We start from the raw sequence: 17,185 nt of genomic DNA on the forward strand, positions 1-17,185 counted from the left end.
GTTAGAAATGCTACCGTCTGCAATCCAGCCGAATATTACGACCGCTCAACTACTTGATGCTTTATATGAAACATTGTATATGGTAAGCATCTCTCTCGTATTTTCGGTTCTTATTGGCGCGGTATTAGGCGTGATTCTTGTTGTCACAAGAGAAGGCATATCCTTTCATCACCATTCATTTTTAACCTTTTAAATCCAGTCATTAATGTGTTGCGTTCGATTCCATTTATTATTTTACTCGTTGCAATTATTCCGATTACTCGTGCCATTGTTGGTACGTCGGTCGGCACAACGGCAGCCATTGTGCCCCTTGTTGCCTATGCGGCACCGTATGTTGCAAGACTCGTTGAGAACTCATTGCTTGAAGTTGAACCTGGAATATTGGAGGCAGCTGATGCGATGGGGGCATCGAAAGTACAGGTGATTACAAAGTTTATCTTACCTGAGGCGATGGGCTCGCTCATCCTTACGATTACGACGGTAACCATTGGTCTCGTTGGGGCGACTGCGATGGCTGGTGCGATTGGAGCTGGAGGAATTGGTGACGTTGCGCTCACATACGGGTATCAGCGGTTTGATAATATGACGATGCTCATCACCGTCGTACTGCTCGTCTTAATTGTTCAAGCGGTACAAACATCAGGTAATTATTTTTCGCGAAAAGCAAGAAGAAGATAAAACAGATAGAGGAGAATGCCATAATGAGAAAACAATTGAAATTCGTAGGGGTAACATTTACTGCAGCGGCACTCGTTGCGTGCGGCGATGATGAACAATCACAAACGGAGGCAGGAGCGTTTAGCCCTGATGACCCGGTAACAGTAAAGATTGGCGTGAGCGGGACCGACACGCCGCAGTGGGACTATATTGCTGAACTTGCTGAAGAGGAAGGCATTGAGATTGATTTAATTCGTTTTAGTGATTATGTGCAACCGAATATCGCACTTGCCGAAGAGGAGATTGACGCCAATGCTTTTCAAACCGTTTCTTACTTTGACAACTTTAAAGAAGAGCACGGGTTTGATCATTTAGAAGCCATTGCAGCGACTGTGCTCGCTCCTTTAGGCTTGTACAGCGACGAGTATGAGCGCGTGGAAGACATCCCAGAAGGGGCTGAAATTGCCATAGCCAATGAAGTGACCAATCAAGCGAGAAATCTTATGCTTCTCGAAGAAGCCGGGCTATTAGAGCTAGAAGACGATTTCGGGGTAACGAGTGGGCTTGATGACATTAAAGAGAATCCTTTAAACCTAACACTCACACCTGTTCAACCGGCGAATGCGCCTCGCATCATGGCAGACATTGATGCCGCAATTATTAACAACGGAATCGCAGTAGATGCAGGTTTAAGCCCTCCTGATGATGCCATTGCCATTGAAGATGAGACGCTACGCCTTATATCAATATTATCGCTGCACGTGAGGACAATGCTGATGATCCAGCGTTGCAAAAGATTATCGACATTTACCAAAGCGAAGAAGTTGAACAATTTATTTTAGACGAGTATGAAGGTGCAAGTATTCCGACATTTATTTCAGTCGAAGAATTGCTCAATTACCCAAAATAGGAGGTCATTACGATGACGAGAGAAGCGTTAAAACAAACCATTACCGATTACGCAAAAGCGCACCAACAAACCTTTATCACCATTAGTCAGCAAATTCATGCACGTCCGGAATTAGGAAATGAAGAAGTATATGCATCTGCACAATTATCGAAGCAATTAGAACGTGAAGGGTTCTCCGTCCAGCGAAACATTGCGGGACACTCGACTGGATTTATTGCAAAAAAGTCATCTGAAAAACCAGGTCCAACCGTATACTTTCTTGCTGAGTACGATGCGTTGCCAGAAATCGGGCATGCTTGTGGCCATAATATCATCGGGACGACGAGCGTATTGGCAGCCATTCTTCTAGGGAAAATTATTGAAGAAATTGGCGGTACGGTGGCTGTTGCTGGAACGCCTGCAGAAGAAGGTGGAGATAATGGCAGTGCGAAAGCAAGTTTTGTTAATCGAGGGTACTTCGATGATGGTGATGCTGCAATTATGATTCATCCGGGCAAAGAGACGCGCGTGTCTGGTCATTCTCTAGCGGTTGATCCTGTTGATTATCATTTCCACGGACGAACGGCTCATGCATCTGCAACACCTGAAAAGGGAATAAATGCCCTTGATAGTGTGATTCAATTATTTAATGGTATAAATGCATTGCGCGAGCATTTAGCAGACGATATTCGAATTCACGGTGTTATTCCTGATGGAGCAAGGCGCCAAATGTTGTACCTGACTACGCTCGAGCTCGGTTCTTCCTGCGGGCTGCTTCAAGGCATGACCTAAATGAAGTAAGGAAGAAAGTTGATCGCATCGCTGAAGGTGCCGGTTTCATGAGTGGGGCCGACCTTGAAATTACTGAATTCCAAAACGCTATCGATGAACTGCTACCTAACGATCCATTTAACGAATTATTTTATGACATTTTTACAGAACTCGGTCACGATGTACAAAAGACACCGTCTCAAGCAGCTGGATCAACGGACACAGGCAATGTGAGTCAAGTTCTTCCTACAATCCATCCCCATATTAAGATTGGCGATAACCTTGTCGGTCATACAAGGGAATTCGCGGAAGCGGCTAGTTCGCCGAAAGGAGACCAAGCGGTCATCGATGGCGGTGTAGGGCTCGCGCTGATTGGATTAGAGTTGTTCCTAGACCGAGAGCGATTAGTAAACATCAAACAAACTTTTGAATTGTCTCGAAGCAAGCAAAGAGAAGCATTAAGCATATAAAACCCCTACAATTCTTTGCATAAATATTTCTTCTGTCGTTCATGATAATGAACAGGGGTGATATTTATCGCACGGAGAATGTCCAAACCGAAAACCCACCGCGCTCGTTTAATGTTCAAAGATAAGCTCGGTGAGATTAACCGTATTGTAAAAGCTGCATACCAAGATGACTCAGAAAGAAGATAACGGCAAGGGCTGTCCTATTGGGCGGCCCTTTGTTGTAGGGGGGCGGCGTTGTGAGGTCGGGGAGGGGAGAGTGCACGTATTCGACACGGAAGTGCACGCATTCGACGGGTGAGTGCACACAATCGACCCCGGAGTGCACGTATTCGACAATCCTCCCGCACCATGCCCCCGCCTCATGGTGTACACAACCGGATGTTGGTCTCAGTAAGTATATGACAGTTAATTCAAAGTTCAACAATCGTATTGGGTCAATAAAGGTCGGCATCATAGTGCCCCACAGGTTTTGTTTTTCCTACTAAAATAGATTCTAGGCTTTTGTAATGAACGTGTCACTTCTTATTTTGAAAGGGAAGGAGTTTCTTTAAAAATGTCAAACTATTTGATGTAGTAACAAATGATAAAAGGGGGTTTGAACGTTGAAGGACTGTTGTCATTCTTCTCATAAGCAAGTGATAAATAGCGAGTGGAGCAAGTCGATGTTTGAATTTCGTGAGCTAGAGAAGGCGTACATGAAAAAAGGGGATGAGCTCGCTGCCATGCGAAGGAAGCTTCCCATGACAGAAGTTGATCATTCATACTCGCTAGCGGGAGAAGATGGTGAAGCTTCTCTAGACGAACTTTTTGATGGCAAAGATCAATTGATTGTCTATCATTTTATGTTTGCCTCAGACTGGGATGAAGGGTGTGAAGGTTGTTCTATGATGGTCGATCATTTTGGCCATCCAGCGCACCTCGAAGCAAGAAACACAAAACTTGTTCTCATTTCAAGTGCACCTTATGAAAAACTTAGGGCATTTAAGAAGCGAATGGGGTGGTCTGTACCGTGGTATTCATCGGAAAAATCCACATTTAATCGAGATTTTGGAGGAACAACAAAAGCAGGAGAAAATCACTTATATTCTGTGTTTTTGCGTAGAGGTGAAACGATTTATCTTACTTATCAGACAGAAGCAAGAGGTGTGGAGAAGTTGGGAGATACGTGGAGTTTGCTTGATATTACACCAATGGGCAGGCAGGAATTATGGGAAGACTCTCCCGACTGGGTAAAACAAACGAGTACTTACAATTGGTGGAAATATCATGACAGGTACAATTAGAATGTCCTAAATATATTCTCCTCCGTGATCGCTAACCGCGGTCACTTTTTTAAATGAAAAGGTTGACAGTAAAAAAAAATACGGGTAATCTATAAAACGTAATCATTACGATTTATATGCATGTATAGTGAATAGCGACGATCACGGGAGGTTGGGACATTGAAAAAATTACTTTTTTTAACCATAGCAAGTAGTGTAATACTTACAGCATGTCAAGATTCTGGAGATGAAAGCGATGAAGGCACGACAGACGAGGACCCTTTAGCGGTTTCAACGACGTTATATGCGCTTGAGGATTTCACGAGTCGGATTGGCGGGGAGTATGTAGAGGTCGAGAGCATCTATCCACCTAATGCCGATGCCCATACATTTGAACCTTCATCGAGTGAATTTGTGATGTTGGCAGAACAAGATCTGTTTATTTACTCTGGCGTAGGGATGGAGCCTTTTGCTGATACAGCGGAAGAAGTTCTCGAAGATGAGAACGTCCATGTGTTTGCAGCTGGAGAGAACCTCGATCTTCGTGGTGAGGGGCATCATGAACATGACCACGGACATGAGGAAGAAGGTCATGATTATAGTCACGACCACGCCCATGAAGAAGATCATGATCATGCACATGATGAACAGCATGCAGATGAGGATGGTCCTGTCATTCAAGGCGTTCAAGCCCACTATCATACAGGTGACACGATCGATGTCCACATTGACGATGCGGATGACGCTGGCGATGGTGAGTGGCACTGGTACACTCGCACAGCTGAAGCTGGTGATTGGCAACGTACGGATGTCGAAGGACTCGAATACTCAGGCGAGGCTACGGAAACGAAACAATTAAAAGCGGTTTTGTACGATGAAGAGGACGAAGTTCTACTTGAAACAAATGAAGTGAGCGTGATTATTGATGATCATGACGAAGAACATGGCGTGGGAGATCCACATGTTTTCCTCGATCCTGTGCTCAGTCAGCAAATTGCTGAAAACATTAAAGAAGTCCTCATTGAATTACGACCAGAACAAGAAGATGATTTTACGGCAAACTATGAAGCACTTATTGACGATCTTGAGCAGTTGGATGAAGCGTTAACAAGCACTTTTGAGGAAGCCGACCACAACCAAATCATTGTTTCTCACGCAGCATACGGGTATTGGGAAGACCGGTACGGCTTGGAGCAATTAAGTGTCCACGGTTTGTCATCGACGCAAGAACCATCACAGTCTGAACTTGTGAACATTGTAACGATTGCCGAGGAGAACAATTTAGACTATGTGATTTTCGAAAACAACGTTAGCTCCACGATTACCGAAGTGATTCAATCTGAGATTGGTGCAGAGAGCTTAGTTCTTCGGAACATGGAGAGCATCTCTCAAGAAGACAGTGATAATGACGAAGATTATGTAAGCATGATGCAAATGAACATTGAGACACTTCAACAAGCGCTAAATGATTAAGTCATTTATATTTTTGCCACCTATTACAATAATAGGTGGCCAAAAAATTGATGACTAGACGATGCCTTGGGCAATCATTGCATCGGCGACTTTCTTGAAACCGGCAATATTGGCGCCATCTGATAAGTTGTCTTCGCATCGATATTTTCGACCTGATGCTAAACTTTTGTCGAAGATTTCTTTCATAATTTCTTTTAGCTGTGTGTCGACTTCTTCAAATGACCAAGATACGCGCGAGCTGTTTTGTGCCATTTCTAGCGCCGATACGGCAACCCCACCGGCGTTTGCAGCTTTACTTGGCGCAAACTGGACGTTGTTGTCACGGAAATGATGAAACGCTTCAAGTGTACAAGGCATATTAGCCCCTTCTGCAACAACGCGCACGCCATTCTCGACGAGGCGTTTAGCGTCTTCCTCGTCTAATTCGTTTTGTGTGGCACAAGGCAAGGCGACGTCACAAGCGACTTCCCAAATCTTCTTATCCTCGTAATACTCTGCTTCTGGATGATGCTCGGTATAGGCGTGAATGCGTTTCTTCTCGACTTCTTTAATTTGCTTGATTGTTTCTACGTTGATTCCGTTTTTATCATAGATGTAGCCACTAGAATCATTACAAGCAACGACTGTGCCTCCGAGTTCTACCGCTTTTTCCATCGCATAGATGGATACTTTACCAGCTCCGGAAACGACAACTCTTTGCCCTTCTAATGTCTTGTTTTCTTCTTTGAGCATATTCTCAACAAAGTACACGACACCGTAACCTGTCGATTCCGTGCGGGTGAGGCTACCACCGATGTCGATTTCTTTACCGGTAAAAGCACCGGCCTCTTTTGTGCCGTTAATCTTCTTGTATTGCCCAACCATATAGTTGATTTCTCTGCCGCCGACGCCAATATCTCCTGCTGGAACGTCAACATTTGGGCCGATATATTTTGCTAACTCGCTCATGAAACTTTGAGTGAATCTCATAATTTCTGCATTGGATTTGCCTTTAGGATTAAAATCGGCACCGCCTTTTCCTCCGCCGATTCCTTGGCCTGTAAGTGAGTTTTTGAAGATTTGTTCGAAGCCGAGAAATTTGATGATGCTGCTGTTTACGGAAGGGTCAAAGCGAAGACCGCCTTTATACGGACCAAGAGCAGCATTGAATTGGACGCGGTACCCGCGGTTCACTTGAACCGTGCCCTCATCATCGACCCAAGGGACACGAAAGGTAATGAGTCGGTCAGGCTCGACCATTCTCTCTAAAATCCCAAACTTCTGATACTTCGGGTGCTCAGCGAGTAGAGGGACGAGAGACTCGAGGATCTCCTCTGTCGCTTGCTGAAATTCTTCTTCGTGGGGATTTCTCTCTTTTACAGATGCGAGAACCTGATCGACATAGGTTTGCGCTTGTTCTTTAGACATTTGAACCACCCTTTCACTAGGACAATTTATCGAAAAGTTGGCTTCAGTATAACATAGTAAGTTACATCAACTAGTGAAATTGCTCGGTATAGTTCAATGCTATGGAGGAGAAGGAAACTATTGATTCATAAGACGTAACCTTCGACATAAAAGTGCATAGAATCGGCTGATAGGCATGTAAATTTCGTCGTGATATATTTTTACTATTACTAATAGTCTAAAAAGGAGGAATGTTGATGTATAGCAACGGGCTGAAGAAGTTGATGATGATTTTTATGTGCTTTTTAGTCGTATTTAGTTTAATTCCACCCGGAATAAGTAATGCAACAGGGGGTGATATTTCCGAATATTTGGAATTAGAAAAGAAACTCGAACAAGAGGAGACTTCTCAAGATGTTGACGAACCTTATTCCCATGTGCAAGGAGGCCTAGAAGAATGGGTGGAAACGCGTGAAGGGGACACGGCAGACCGTGAGCGTACGGATAAGGTTGATCAAGATGTACAGGAAGCTTTTGAATCAGAAGATGACGTGAGCGTGATCGTACATATAGAAGATGGTGAAAGCGAAGAATTCTTAGATGACGCTCAAGCAATTAATCATCGAGCAGAACGCATTCAAACGATTATTGACCAACTTACAGACAGAGCAGATACGACACAAACAGAAGTGTTGTCGGCGCTAGAGAACTTGGCGAGTCAAGGAGAAGCGAGTGAAGTTGCTTCATTATGGATTATTAATGCCATTTCTGTGCGTGTTACAGAAGCTGCACTTGCTGAAATAAAGCAACTTCCAGATGTGTCTCATATTACTAAAGAAGAGACATTTACTGTACCAGAGGTGGAGGTAGAAACAGAGCCGCGCCTTCCTGAATGGGGGTTAGAAAAAGTATATGCACCTGACGTATGGGAGACGTACGGCATTGAAGGAGATGGCGTAGTTGTCGGAATTATGGACACAGGTGTTGAAGGAGATCATGAAGCGCTACACGAAAACTACCGAGGCTCAGCAAATAATCACGACTATTCTTGGGCAGACTTTTCATCGAATGGATATGCAGATCCTCAAGATGGTCATGGCCACGGCACGCACGTTGCAGGTACGGCAGTTGGGGGCAATGACGGGGAGCCGATCGGTGTCGCTCCAGGAGCTGAGTGGATTGCTGTAAAGATTTTTAATGATAGTGGGTCTGCCACAGAGACAGGCATTCACCAAGCGTTTCAATGGTTTCTCGCGCCAGGTGGTGACCCAGAGATGGCGCCTGACGTAGTGAACAACTCATGGGGAAATGCGAATACGTACGCGACCACATTTCTAGAAGGGGTACGAGCTTGGGAAGCCGCCGGGATTTTCCCGTTGTTTTCTGCAGGTAATGAAGGACCAGGAGGGGGAACGATCGGTTCTCCAGCCAGTTTCCCTGAATCGTTTGCTATAGGAGCAACAAATCGATTGGATCAGATTGCCGACTTCTCAAGTCGAGGGCCGGTAGTGTGGGACGGAGAATCTTACATCAAGCCGGAAGTGTCTGCGCCAGGTGCGCAAATCTATTCTGCGTGGCCAGGGGGAGGGTATCATACGATTAGTGGGACATCAATGGCAGCGCCCCACGTTGCCGGCGTCATTGCTCTCATGATTGAAGCCAACACAGACATGACGATCCAAGACATTCGAAACGTATTAAAAGATACTGCAAGAGCAGAAACACATATGGGCAGCTTGCCAAATGTCATTTACGGAGAAGGGATTGCGAACGCCTATCAAGCGGTAACCATCGCAGGTTACGCAGGCACTGTCGAAGGAACACTTACCGATTCTGATGGTAACGCAATTCCCGGCAGCATCGAAGTCGAACAAGAGCAAATCCACGTGGATACGAACGATGACGGGACGTTTGCTTTTTCAATAAGAGAAGGCAGTCACGTCGGACTTGCTCGAGCGTTCGGGTATGAGACGAGTGAATTTTCCTTTGAAGTGACACGTGGGGAGACGGTTGAATTGGCCGTCACCTTAAATGAAACTGCACAGACGGATCTCTCAGGATTGGTCGTTGATGAAGACGGGGAAGGGGTGCCCGCTGCGAGGATTCGGGTGCAAGACGCGCCGCTCTCTGCCGTTTGGACAGATGATAACGGGGCATTTACGATTCGTGGCTTGCCTTTAGGTGTTTACACATTGAGTGTGAGTGGGCGTGGAATTGCCAACACAACATACGAGGTGGATGTTGCCGCTACCGATGAAGTGACGATTACCGTCCAACGAAGTGAAACATCGGAGGAGCCGTACTGGCAAACGAGAAATCAGAATGTTGAAAGAAATGCCGTTGCGGATTCACATGTTGATTCATCCTTTGTAGACTTAGCGTGGGAATCATCAGCCCCGGGAAGAACGATTTTCTCCTCACCGGTTGCGAATGAGGACACGATCGTTTATACGACAGATGCGGGCTATGTGCATGCGGTGGATCGTGATCGTGAAGAAACAAGGTGGTCGTACCGTACGCAAAGTTTGAATCGTTCCACGCCGACCATTGCCGGTGATTATGTGTATGTAACAGGAGGCAGAATCAACGGCTGTATCGTATTCATCTCGATACCGGGGTCGTGGATTGGGAAATCGTTCTCGACAATGTGCCGATTTATGAGTCACCTCTGTATCATGACGGTGTTTTATATTTAACGTCGAACATTAGTGGAAACACGACGGTCGTGGCGATTCAAGCTGAGAATGGCAGTGAATTGTGGCGTACCGAAGTTCAAGGAGATACGTATTTTGGTGCGGCGATTGCCGAGGAGCAATTGGTCGTAGGTTCATACTCAGGCAGAGCGATTTATGCCTTGTCTCTTGAAGATGGGTCTGAAAACTGGCATGTACAAACGGGTAGCCAAGAAGGGTTTGCGGCAACGCCTGCAGTGAAAGATGGCACAATTTATGCGTTTAGTACGAATTTCTCAGCAAATGGGACCCTGTATGCGATCGAAGCGAATAGTGGAACTGTTCTATGGGAAGCTGATGGGATGGGTGATACGCAAGCCGCTGGACCGGTAGTCGCTGGATCAGTTGTGATTGCGAGTTCCGCAACTGTAGGTGGTGTACGGGGATTTGATACCGACACGGGTGAAATGATTTGGGAAAACCGTGAGGTGGGTACAACGGTGAACAACGGGGCAATGGACGGGAGCGGCACCTTTTACTTGTCCGACAATACGAACACATTGACAGCCATTGATAGTGCGAATGGTGAAAGTCTCGGTCAATGGGGAATAGGTGCAGCGAGTAGCTCCACCCCAGCCATTCTTGATGGGAACTTATTTATGACGACTCATGATGCGCTCCTTTCATTTTTGTCCCCAGGTATGCTCACTGGTGTGATTGCTGATGAGTCCGGTGAAGCTCTTCAAGGTACGGTTCGCGTTGTGGGAACGGATCAAGTGGTCACCGCGGACGAGCAAGGAGAGTTTCTTCTCGAAGTATTGCCTGGAGAACATGAGGTGCGTGTCGGTGCGTATGGATACGAGCAAGTTATCGAGACGCTCGAGTTTCGATCTGGGCATATTCATGAGCAGGAGTACTCTTTGGCGCCGGTTGGAGATGGAAGGTTTATCGGTACAGTTACAAATGAAAGAACTGGAGAACCGATTTCTGGTGTCGAGTTCTCACTGCAAGATACTGAAATTAAATGGACAACGAATGAATCAGGCCGATTTGAGTTAGACAATATTGCTGCCGGAACGTATACAGTAACAGCAAAAGCAGGTGGATATGAAGATTTTCAGTCTGAATTGACGATTGTTGAAGGGCAGCGAAAAAGAGTGGATTGGCAGATGGCACCTTTTGATATTGCTGTGTTAAACGACTACGAGTCATCAATAACAGATCTAATCACGCAGCAAGGGTACCGTGTCGAAGAGCGTGAGTGGGATGGTTTTGTTGATGACATTGAGCGATATGAAGTGGTGTACTTGAACGGGGCATATGTTCAGGCGGCTGGCAACCGAGTGATGAGGAAGTACGAGATTTAATTGATGAGGCGAATGCCGAAGATGTTGACCTCGTGTTCGCTGATACGTGGGGACCGAGTTATGGATCGATTCAACATCTCGTCGAGTACTACGGAGACCCTGACTCACATCAATCAAACTATGGATCGACTTCTCTTACATTAGAGGTACAACAAGCTCATCCGATATTGCAAGGGTTAGCGCCAGGGAACCGGTTACCCTTTGCAAGTAGTGCAAACGCATCGTGGTTTAACGGGTACAGCGGCATCCATTTGGGAGATATTGAGAGTGGTTTGATCGGGACTGCAGGAACTGGCGTTGCTTACAAACCTGTGTCTGAAGAGAGCGCACATGTGCTGTTATCAACATTTACAGCAGCGAGTTGGAACCAACCTCAACAACATTGGCTACATGGCCAACACGAAGTGTTGCTCGCAACGTTGGATTATTTATTAGATGAAGAAACACGATTTGGAGAACTGCGCGTAACGATCGTGGATACGAATGGGGATCCTTTACAAGCAAGAACGACGGTTCGTGAAACAGGTTTGCAAACGACAGCTGATCGTGACGGTGAAGCCGTGTTGCATCATGAAGAAGGTGAATTTACTGTAGAAGTTCGTCATTCGGGATATGAGATCGAAACCGTTGACGTTGACTTTGTTTACGGAGAAGCCGGTGTAATAGAAGTGGAGATGGGCGAATCTGACGGCAGTCAGATTAGTGGGGATGTCGTGAACGCGCAAACCAACACTCCGCTAGAAGGGGCTAAATTGCAGCTGCGTGATGAAGGTGGGGAGGTCATTCAAGAAACGACGTCCGATGGAGAGGGATCCTATGTCTTTACTGAGCTAACAGAAGGCGAATATCAATTAACGTCACAACTCGAATCATTTGTCCACTTCGAGACGACAGTTACGGTCGCGTCTTCCTCGGTTGAGCAACAAATCTTCATGGAGCCGGTACCGAACGTCGCCATTATAGGAGACCGTGCGATTGGTAATGATCACTTACAAGCCATTTTTGAGGAAGTAAATATCGAAGCAGAACGGTACAGTTCAACAGCCGACATCGTAGAAACCGTCGGAGACTATGATGTGGTTTGGTTTAACAATGAAACCAATGTCAGTGCATCAGACTTTGCCGCTTTTGAAGAAGCAGCGATAGCGAGGGAAACGAGCGTAGTGTACGGAGACACTTATTTTAGTGGTGGTGGAATTTCGCATCTTCACAACCACCGGGACCATCCTGGGGAACGTACGAGAGTTGACCATCGTCAAACGGCTGCTGAGTATGTTGTTGAAGACGAACATCCGATTTTTGCTAACGAAACAGGCAATATTGGACTGTTAACGCCAACAGCGAGCAGAGTAACTGCGTTTAATGAGTATGATGGATTCTCCCTTGCTCAGGTGGCACATGTAGGTGAAGCGCCTCACGGAACAGGTGTGGCGTTCACGCCGACATCACCGGAGAGTGTTGAACTTCTCATGAGTGCTCATGCCGTTGAGATCGCCAAGTCTGGTGATGATTATACGGCATCCGGGAAGGACATGTTCATCGACGCAACCCTTTGGGCCGCGTACGAACAGTTTTACGAAGTAGCAGGAACGGTAACCAATGAAAATGGCGAAGCCATTCGCGCGGATGTGACGGTTTCAATCGATGATGCGACGCTCGCAGATCGAACAGCTGAAGATGATGCTTCTTTCACCATCCCATCCATTGCTGGTGAAGCAAATGTGCGCGTGGAGGCATTTGGTTATGCGACAGAAGAAATTGAGGTAAGCATAAATGAAGATCTTGAAATGCTTGATATTGTGCTACCAGCGGCTGAAGATGCGGGAAGCATTCAAGGCAGTGTGAATCAACTGTTTGAGTACGGTGCGATTGCTGATGTGGAAGTATCACTTCAGCCAACGGAGCGCACTACAGCAACGAACGCTGATGGTAGTTTTAGATTTGATGCAGTGGAGCCAGGTTCTTATACCGTCTCTCTTTATAAAGAAGGCTTGTTGCGTCAAGAAGTTGATGTGGACGTAGCTCCGAATGAGAATATCCAATTAGAAATAGGAATGCGGAGCTCACCAACTGTAGGCATCATTGTCGACCGTTCATCAGGAACAGGTGCTAACCTGAGCAGTTATTTACAATATCAAGGTTACGTTACGGAAGATTTTCTGTATACGGACACAGAAATGATTGAAGAAGTGGATCTCGTATTTGCCAATTCTGATTTCAATAACCAACTCATTCCGAGCGAAGAGGAGTTTATCCGCTTTACAGAAGCGTTAGATGCGACTCGTACGCCTGTGATTTGGACAGGTCAACATGGGGGTAGAGGAAGCATTCGTTATCTCGTAGATTATATGAATGATCCTGAAATAGAGTACCGGGGAAATGTGGCCGGTGAGAATGCAGCTTTGGTGACAGCGACCGATCACCCGATTTTTGCCAATGTGGATGAGACATTTACATTTACGAATCAATCAAACTACTATTACGGTTTTGATGGGTATAGCGGTCATATTTTAGCTGAGCAAACAAAAGAAGGCGTGGACAACATCGGTAGCATGGTCGGGATGAAGGGGAGGACAGCGGAGAGTATTGAAATTCTGCTAGCAGGCATGACCATTAATACTCACTTCTATCCTGGGCATGAGAACTATGATGACAATCGCGCGCAAATTATTGATAACGCGATTCTTTATGCAATTGATACAGAAGAAAGTTACGCAGGCGAAATTCATGGGACGCTCATGAACAACTTCGGTACACCGGTCCAAGGAACCATTCACATTGAAGAGACTGGAGATGAAGTAGAAACACGTGCTAATGGCGAATTTTTTATCGCGTTGCCTGAAGGCACGTACACGCTTCATTTATCTGCGTTTGGACATCGAGATGTTACGTATGAACAATCGATCGAAAATGGTAACGTTATTGAGCAAGTATTTGAAATGGAAGTGGATCAATCAGGGCAGCTGATCGGAGAAATATTAGGGGCAGGTGAACCGTTAGAAGGGGTAGTCGTTGACGTTATAAACAGTGGTGTTACAACATCGACGGGAGAAGACGGGACATTTGCCGTAACGCTTCCGGAAGGAAATTACGATATTCGTTTTTATAAAGAAGGATTTCAACCTGTAACAGAGCAAGTAACGATCACTGAGGGAGAGGAGACGTCAGTGCAAATCAATCTAATAGGGCAGATGATGTTGCGCTGTTTGCCTCTCCTGTAAATCATGATCGTTTAGGACCACTGCTTGAAGAAGAAGGGTATGATGTGTCCGAGTATGCAAGAAATCAAGTTGAACAGCTGACAGAACAAGCGGGTGATTATGAGGTGATTATTATGAATGAAGCACCTGCACCTGCCTCAGAACAAGCGTTTCAACAATTGATTCAAGCAGCAGATGATGCGGAGACGAGTCTTGTGTTTTTAAGTCAATTCGGCGCAAGTCCGATTAATGCATTGCGTGATTACACCGGGAACCCGAGTAGCACGTCTCAAGGGTTTGTAGCGAATACCGTTCGTTATGAAGTTGCCGAAGAGCATCCGATTTTTGCAGGGTTCGAAGAAGGAGAGCGGATTGATGTACTTCATAACGCGAGTGGGAACCAACAGTATGCGGTATTTAATGATTACGATGGACAAGTGATTGCAAGTAGTGTAGGCCTTGAGCAACAAGAGCTCGGTTCTAGCATCGGATACGAATTCCGTTCAAGCAATCATGTTCATTTGCTTATGGCCGGACTCGCATCGTCCACATACGGTCATCCGAATCATCGCTGGACAGAAGATGCAAAAACGATATTCATTAATGGGATTCGATGGGCTTCGCAATCGGCATCTTCAGAAATTGTGGGCGTTGTCACAGATGAAGATGGTGAGAGATTGGAAGGCGCAACCGTGCGTATTAATGCGCTTGATCGTCAGACTGTAACCAATGAAGAGGGTGAGTATCAGCTTAGTGTCGCAGCAGGTGATTACACAATTCGAGCGGAGCGAGACGGCTATGAATACGAAGAAAAGCAAGTGACTGTCGCAAGTAATAGTGAATCAGTAGAAGTGAATTTCACATTGCAATCACTGCCGGTTATGCAAGTGGCGGGTGTTGTTACAGATGGTACAACGGGGGACTCGTTACAAGAAGTGAGCGTAGTATTGGATAACGGAGAAACGAGAAGTGCCGAAACAAACGCTGGTGGAGAATACGTATTCGAAGGATTGGTGGCAGGATCTTATACACTTGAATTCCACAAAGAAGGATACATGAATGTAATAAGAGAAATCACTCTAGAAGATGGGCATGATGAAACGGTAAATGTGGAACTGTCAGCACACGATGTTGCTGTTGTTGGTGATTACCGAGGAGAGCTAAGCACATTCTTACAGCAACAGGATATCGCAGCAGTACCGATTCAAGCAGACGGAGAACTCAACGTAGAGGCGTTTGACCTTGTGATTGTCAATGAAGCGACAGACGTTGCCCAACTCCAACAAATTATTGATCTTACGGACGCTGCTAATGTGAGTCTCGTCTTGTTGGATACGTGGGGGAATAGTGGCACATTCCAAGCATTAAGCGAAATCTTTGACGGGTTTCATCGAGACGAGCAAGGATACGGTGAAGGGGCAGTGTCGATCCAGACCAAAGACCATCCAATCTTTGCTTCGTTCGCCGATGAGCAAATTCAGATTCTAGCTGAAGGAAGTCCGTACGCAACGTTTACAGGTTATGAAGGAACCGTAGGTGGACAAGTTGTTGTCGGTGATACGGAACGAGGTACAGGGTTTGGGTATGAATACCGAAGTCAATCTCATGTACACGTATTGCTTTCTATGTTTGCCGTCAATAACATGACAGGCCCTGAACGAGGGTGGGCGACAGATGGAAAAGAATTGTTCCTTGAAGCCGTTACTTGGGCGAAGGAAGCGGAAATGGATGAAGTACCACTTCCGAACGCCCCGGTTTGGAAAGAAACATCAGGTGAATACCGGGAACGTTCCATAATTGTAGAAGGAACAGCGGATCCGAATACACGCATTCAAATCTACACAGGAGAAGAGCGATTGGAGGCGGTATACAGTGACGAACATGGCGTGTTTTCTACCAGGTTAACACTCGCTCCTGGTGAGTATGTACTTCATGCAGAAGCTGTAAACGAAGCAGGAAGTGTTCGATCCGATGATGAAATGGTCATTACAGTGTTACCGGCAATCGAGCTGCCAGATCCAAGGCCGCGGATCAAGATGCCGCCGCATAACGGAATAGTGACATGATAATGAAGGAATCCCCCTGAATCATCGGATGATTCAGGGGGATAGTGTGGTGAAGATTAGTTTGGTTTTGGGACGTGAACGTAATATGGAGAGAATGAAGGAGGCTTTGGAAGGAGGAATTCGTTCATTTTTTTAGGCGCTCGATCTGAGTGAGTAATTCTAGAGAGAACTCGCGCCAGCCAAGTATAGCATTCGTTCTCTACCGAGATGAAGGTGGTGTTTGCTCACATAAAACTCTAATCGTACAACATTTGGGAATCATTAGGAGATTGGTGATCTATATGAGTTGAACGAAAGAATTTCTTCAAGAACCAGTGGTAAGCTTGGGAAAGTGGAAACTGTGCTCGAGTTGGGGGAATCGTAGGAAAAGCGGTATATTCTCATAAACTCGGTAACAGATTACCGGGTTATGTGTACATCCCCGCAATGAAGTATCCACAAGACGTCGGCGCGAGCCGCGCCGAACCGAGTGCGGTTTCGTTTCGGCCCTTTTGATGCCGACGTGTCGTTGGCACTTCAGCTTGGAATCTGCGCGCAAGTTGGAACAAACTGCGCAGGAGTTTAGCGGAATGAGCACCAAAATCGTTAAACTAGGCAAACTTGCGCGCAACATTGCACCCAGCACTGGGCTATCCCTCCCACCCAACGCCCAACAACGCAAATTAAGAGAATGTAAAATCCATTCAATTTATCTTGGTTGAACGAAAGAAATGCACTGAATCCGATGACCGAGATCGGTCTTTACGGGCAAACTCCTACCTATTGTCTGTTGAAATTCATCTCACATCGACAACTTCGTTGCCGATCGTTGTTCGTCACTGCAAGGGTTGCGGACAACACGGAAAACGTTGGCCGAAGGGTAAAAAGATGTGATTGCTGGTCACCACCTGGCACCAGCAATGTTATGACCTCTTACTTATGTGACAATCCAGCCCTCAAACCGGGCACTTTCCGCCCTCAACGGTCACATAT

General features: G+C 46.0%; 11 protein-coding genes and 1 pseudogene. 11 read left to right on the top strand and 1 reads right to left on the bottom strand.

The window, feature by feature from the left end:
* Positions 1–7 precede the first annotated feature (7 nt).
* The 7 genes and pseudogenes from JCM19039_RS02105 to JCM19039_RS02125 all read left to right on the top strand — a co-directional run bounded on the left by JCM19039_RS02105 (position 8) and on the right by JCM19039_RS02125 (position 5,522).
* Positions 8–678: pseudogene (locus tag JCM19039_RS02105) on the top strand (methionine ABC transporter permease).
* 23 nt (positions 679–701) lie between these two features.
* Positions 702–1,499 carry a MetQ/NlpA family ABC transporter substrate-binding protein gene (locus tag JCM19039_RS02110; protein ID WP_255343606.1) on the top strand — a complete coding sequence of 266 codons (798 nt, stop codon included), beginning with the start codon at positions 702–704 and terminating at the stop codon, positions 1,497–1,499.
* Complete coding sequence (locus JCM19039_RS26220) at positions 1,445–1,567, top strand: hypothetical protein (protein WP_255343607.1); 123 nt, start codon at positions 1,445–1,447, stop codon at positions 1,565–1,567. The genes JCM19039_RS02110 and JCM19039_RS26220 overlap by 55 nt, the downstream gene beginning before the upstream one ends.
* Positions 1,568–1,579: 12 nt before the next feature.
* Positions 1,580–2,338: a M20/M25/M40 family metallo-hydrolase gene (locus JCM19039_RS27030; protein ID WP_307190122.1), complete on the top strand. Its 759-nt coding sequence runs from the start codon at positions 1,580–1,582 to the stop codon at positions 2,336–2,338.
* A 47-nt stretch (positions 2,339–2,385) separates the two neighbouring features.
* On the top strand, positions 2,386–2,787 hold the full coding sequence (locus JCM19039_RS27035; RefSeq protein ID WP_307190123.1) for a hypothetical protein: 402 nt from the start codon (positions 2,386–2,388) through the stop codon (positions 2,785–2,787).
* Between the two features lie 635 nt (positions 2,788–3,422).
* Entirely contained in the window at positions 3,423–4,070 is a 648-nt protein-coding gene (locus tag JCM19039_RS02120) for a DUF899 domain-containing protein (RefSeq protein ID WP_255343610.1), read from the top strand.
* A 159-nt stretch (positions 4,071–4,229) separates the two neighbouring features.
* Complete coding sequence (locus JCM19039_RS02125) at positions 4,230–5,522, top strand: metal ABC transporter solute-binding protein, Zn/Mn family (RefSeq protein ID WP_042423364.1); 1,293 nt, start codon at positions 4,230–4,232, stop codon at positions 5,520–5,522.
* A 54-nt stretch (positions 5,523–5,576) separates the two neighbouring features.
* Here the strand turns inward: JCM19039_RS02125 and gdhA are convergent, their stop codons facing one another.
* Entirely contained in the window at positions 5,577–6,929 is a 1,353-nt protein-coding gene (gdhA, locus tag JCM19039_RS02130; RefSeq protein WP_042423367.1) for an NADP-specific glutamate dehydrogenase, read from the bottom strand.
* Between the two features lie 236 nt (positions 6,930–7,165).
* On the opposite strand from gdhA, the gene JCM19039_RS21390 reads away from it, so the two are divergent.
* The 4 genes from JCM19039_RS21390 to JCM19039_RS02150 are packed head-to-tail and all read left to right on the top strand — an operon-like array spanning position 7,166 to position 16,213.
* Positions 7,166–9,604 (top strand): S8 family serine peptidase, encoded by a 2,439-nt coding sequence (locus JCM19039_RS21390; RefSeq protein ID WP_052398433.1) that lies wholly within the window; start codon positions 7,166–7,168, stop codon positions 9,602–9,604.
* Positions 9,529–10,947, top strand: a complete 1,419-nt coding sequence (locus JCM19039_RS02140) for a PQQ-binding-like beta-propeller repeat protein (protein ID WP_081834278.1) — start codon at positions 9,529–9,531, stop codon at positions 10,945–10,947. The genes JCM19039_RS21390 and JCM19039_RS02140 overlap by 76 nt, the downstream gene beginning before the upstream one ends.
* Before the next feature lie 32 nt (positions 10,948–10,979).
* A complete protein-coding gene (locus tag JCM19039_RS02145) occupies positions 10,980–14,168 on the top strand; it encodes a carboxypeptidase regulatory-like domain-containing protein (RefSeq protein WP_042423373.1) in 3,189 nt (1,062 codons plus the stop codon).
* A 44-nt stretch (positions 14,169–14,212) separates the two neighbouring features.
* Positions 14,213–16,213 (top strand): carboxypeptidase regulatory-like domain-containing protein, encoded by a 2,001-nt coding sequence (locus JCM19039_RS02150; protein ID WP_042423376.1) that lies wholly within the window; start codon positions 14,213–14,215, stop codon positions 16,211–16,213.
* Positions 16,214–17,185: the final 972 nt, after the last annotated feature.

Origin of the sequence: Geomicrobium sp. JCM 19039 (genome assembly GCF_000698145.1) — a bacterium.
Classification (GTDB): Bacteria; Bacillota; Bacilli; order Bacillales; family Marinococcaceae; genus Geomicrobium_A.

What these genes read in the sequence shown, in the direction of transcription:
- JCM19039_RS21390 (WP_052398433.1), top strand. Translation starts at nt 7,166, where the DNA reads ATGTATAGCAACGGGCTGAAGAAGTTGATGATGATTTTTATGTGCTTT.
- gdhA (WP_042423367.1), bottom strand. Translation starts at nt 6,929, where the DNA reads ATGTCTAAAGAACAAGCGCAAACCTATGTCGATCAGGTTCTCGCATCT.
- JCM19039_RS02110 (WP_255343606.1), top strand. Translation starts at nt 702, where the DNA reads ATGAGAAAACAATTGAAATTCGTAGGGGTAACATTTACTGCAGCGGCA.
- JCM19039_RS27035 (WP_307190123.1), top strand. Translation starts at nt 2,386, where the DNA reads ATGAGTGGGGCCGACCTTGAAATTACTGAATTCCAAAACGCTATCGAT.
- JCM19039_RS27030 (WP_307190122.1), top strand. Translation starts at nt 1,580, where the DNA reads ATGACGAGAGAAGCGTTAAAACAAACCATTACCGATTACGCAAAAGCG.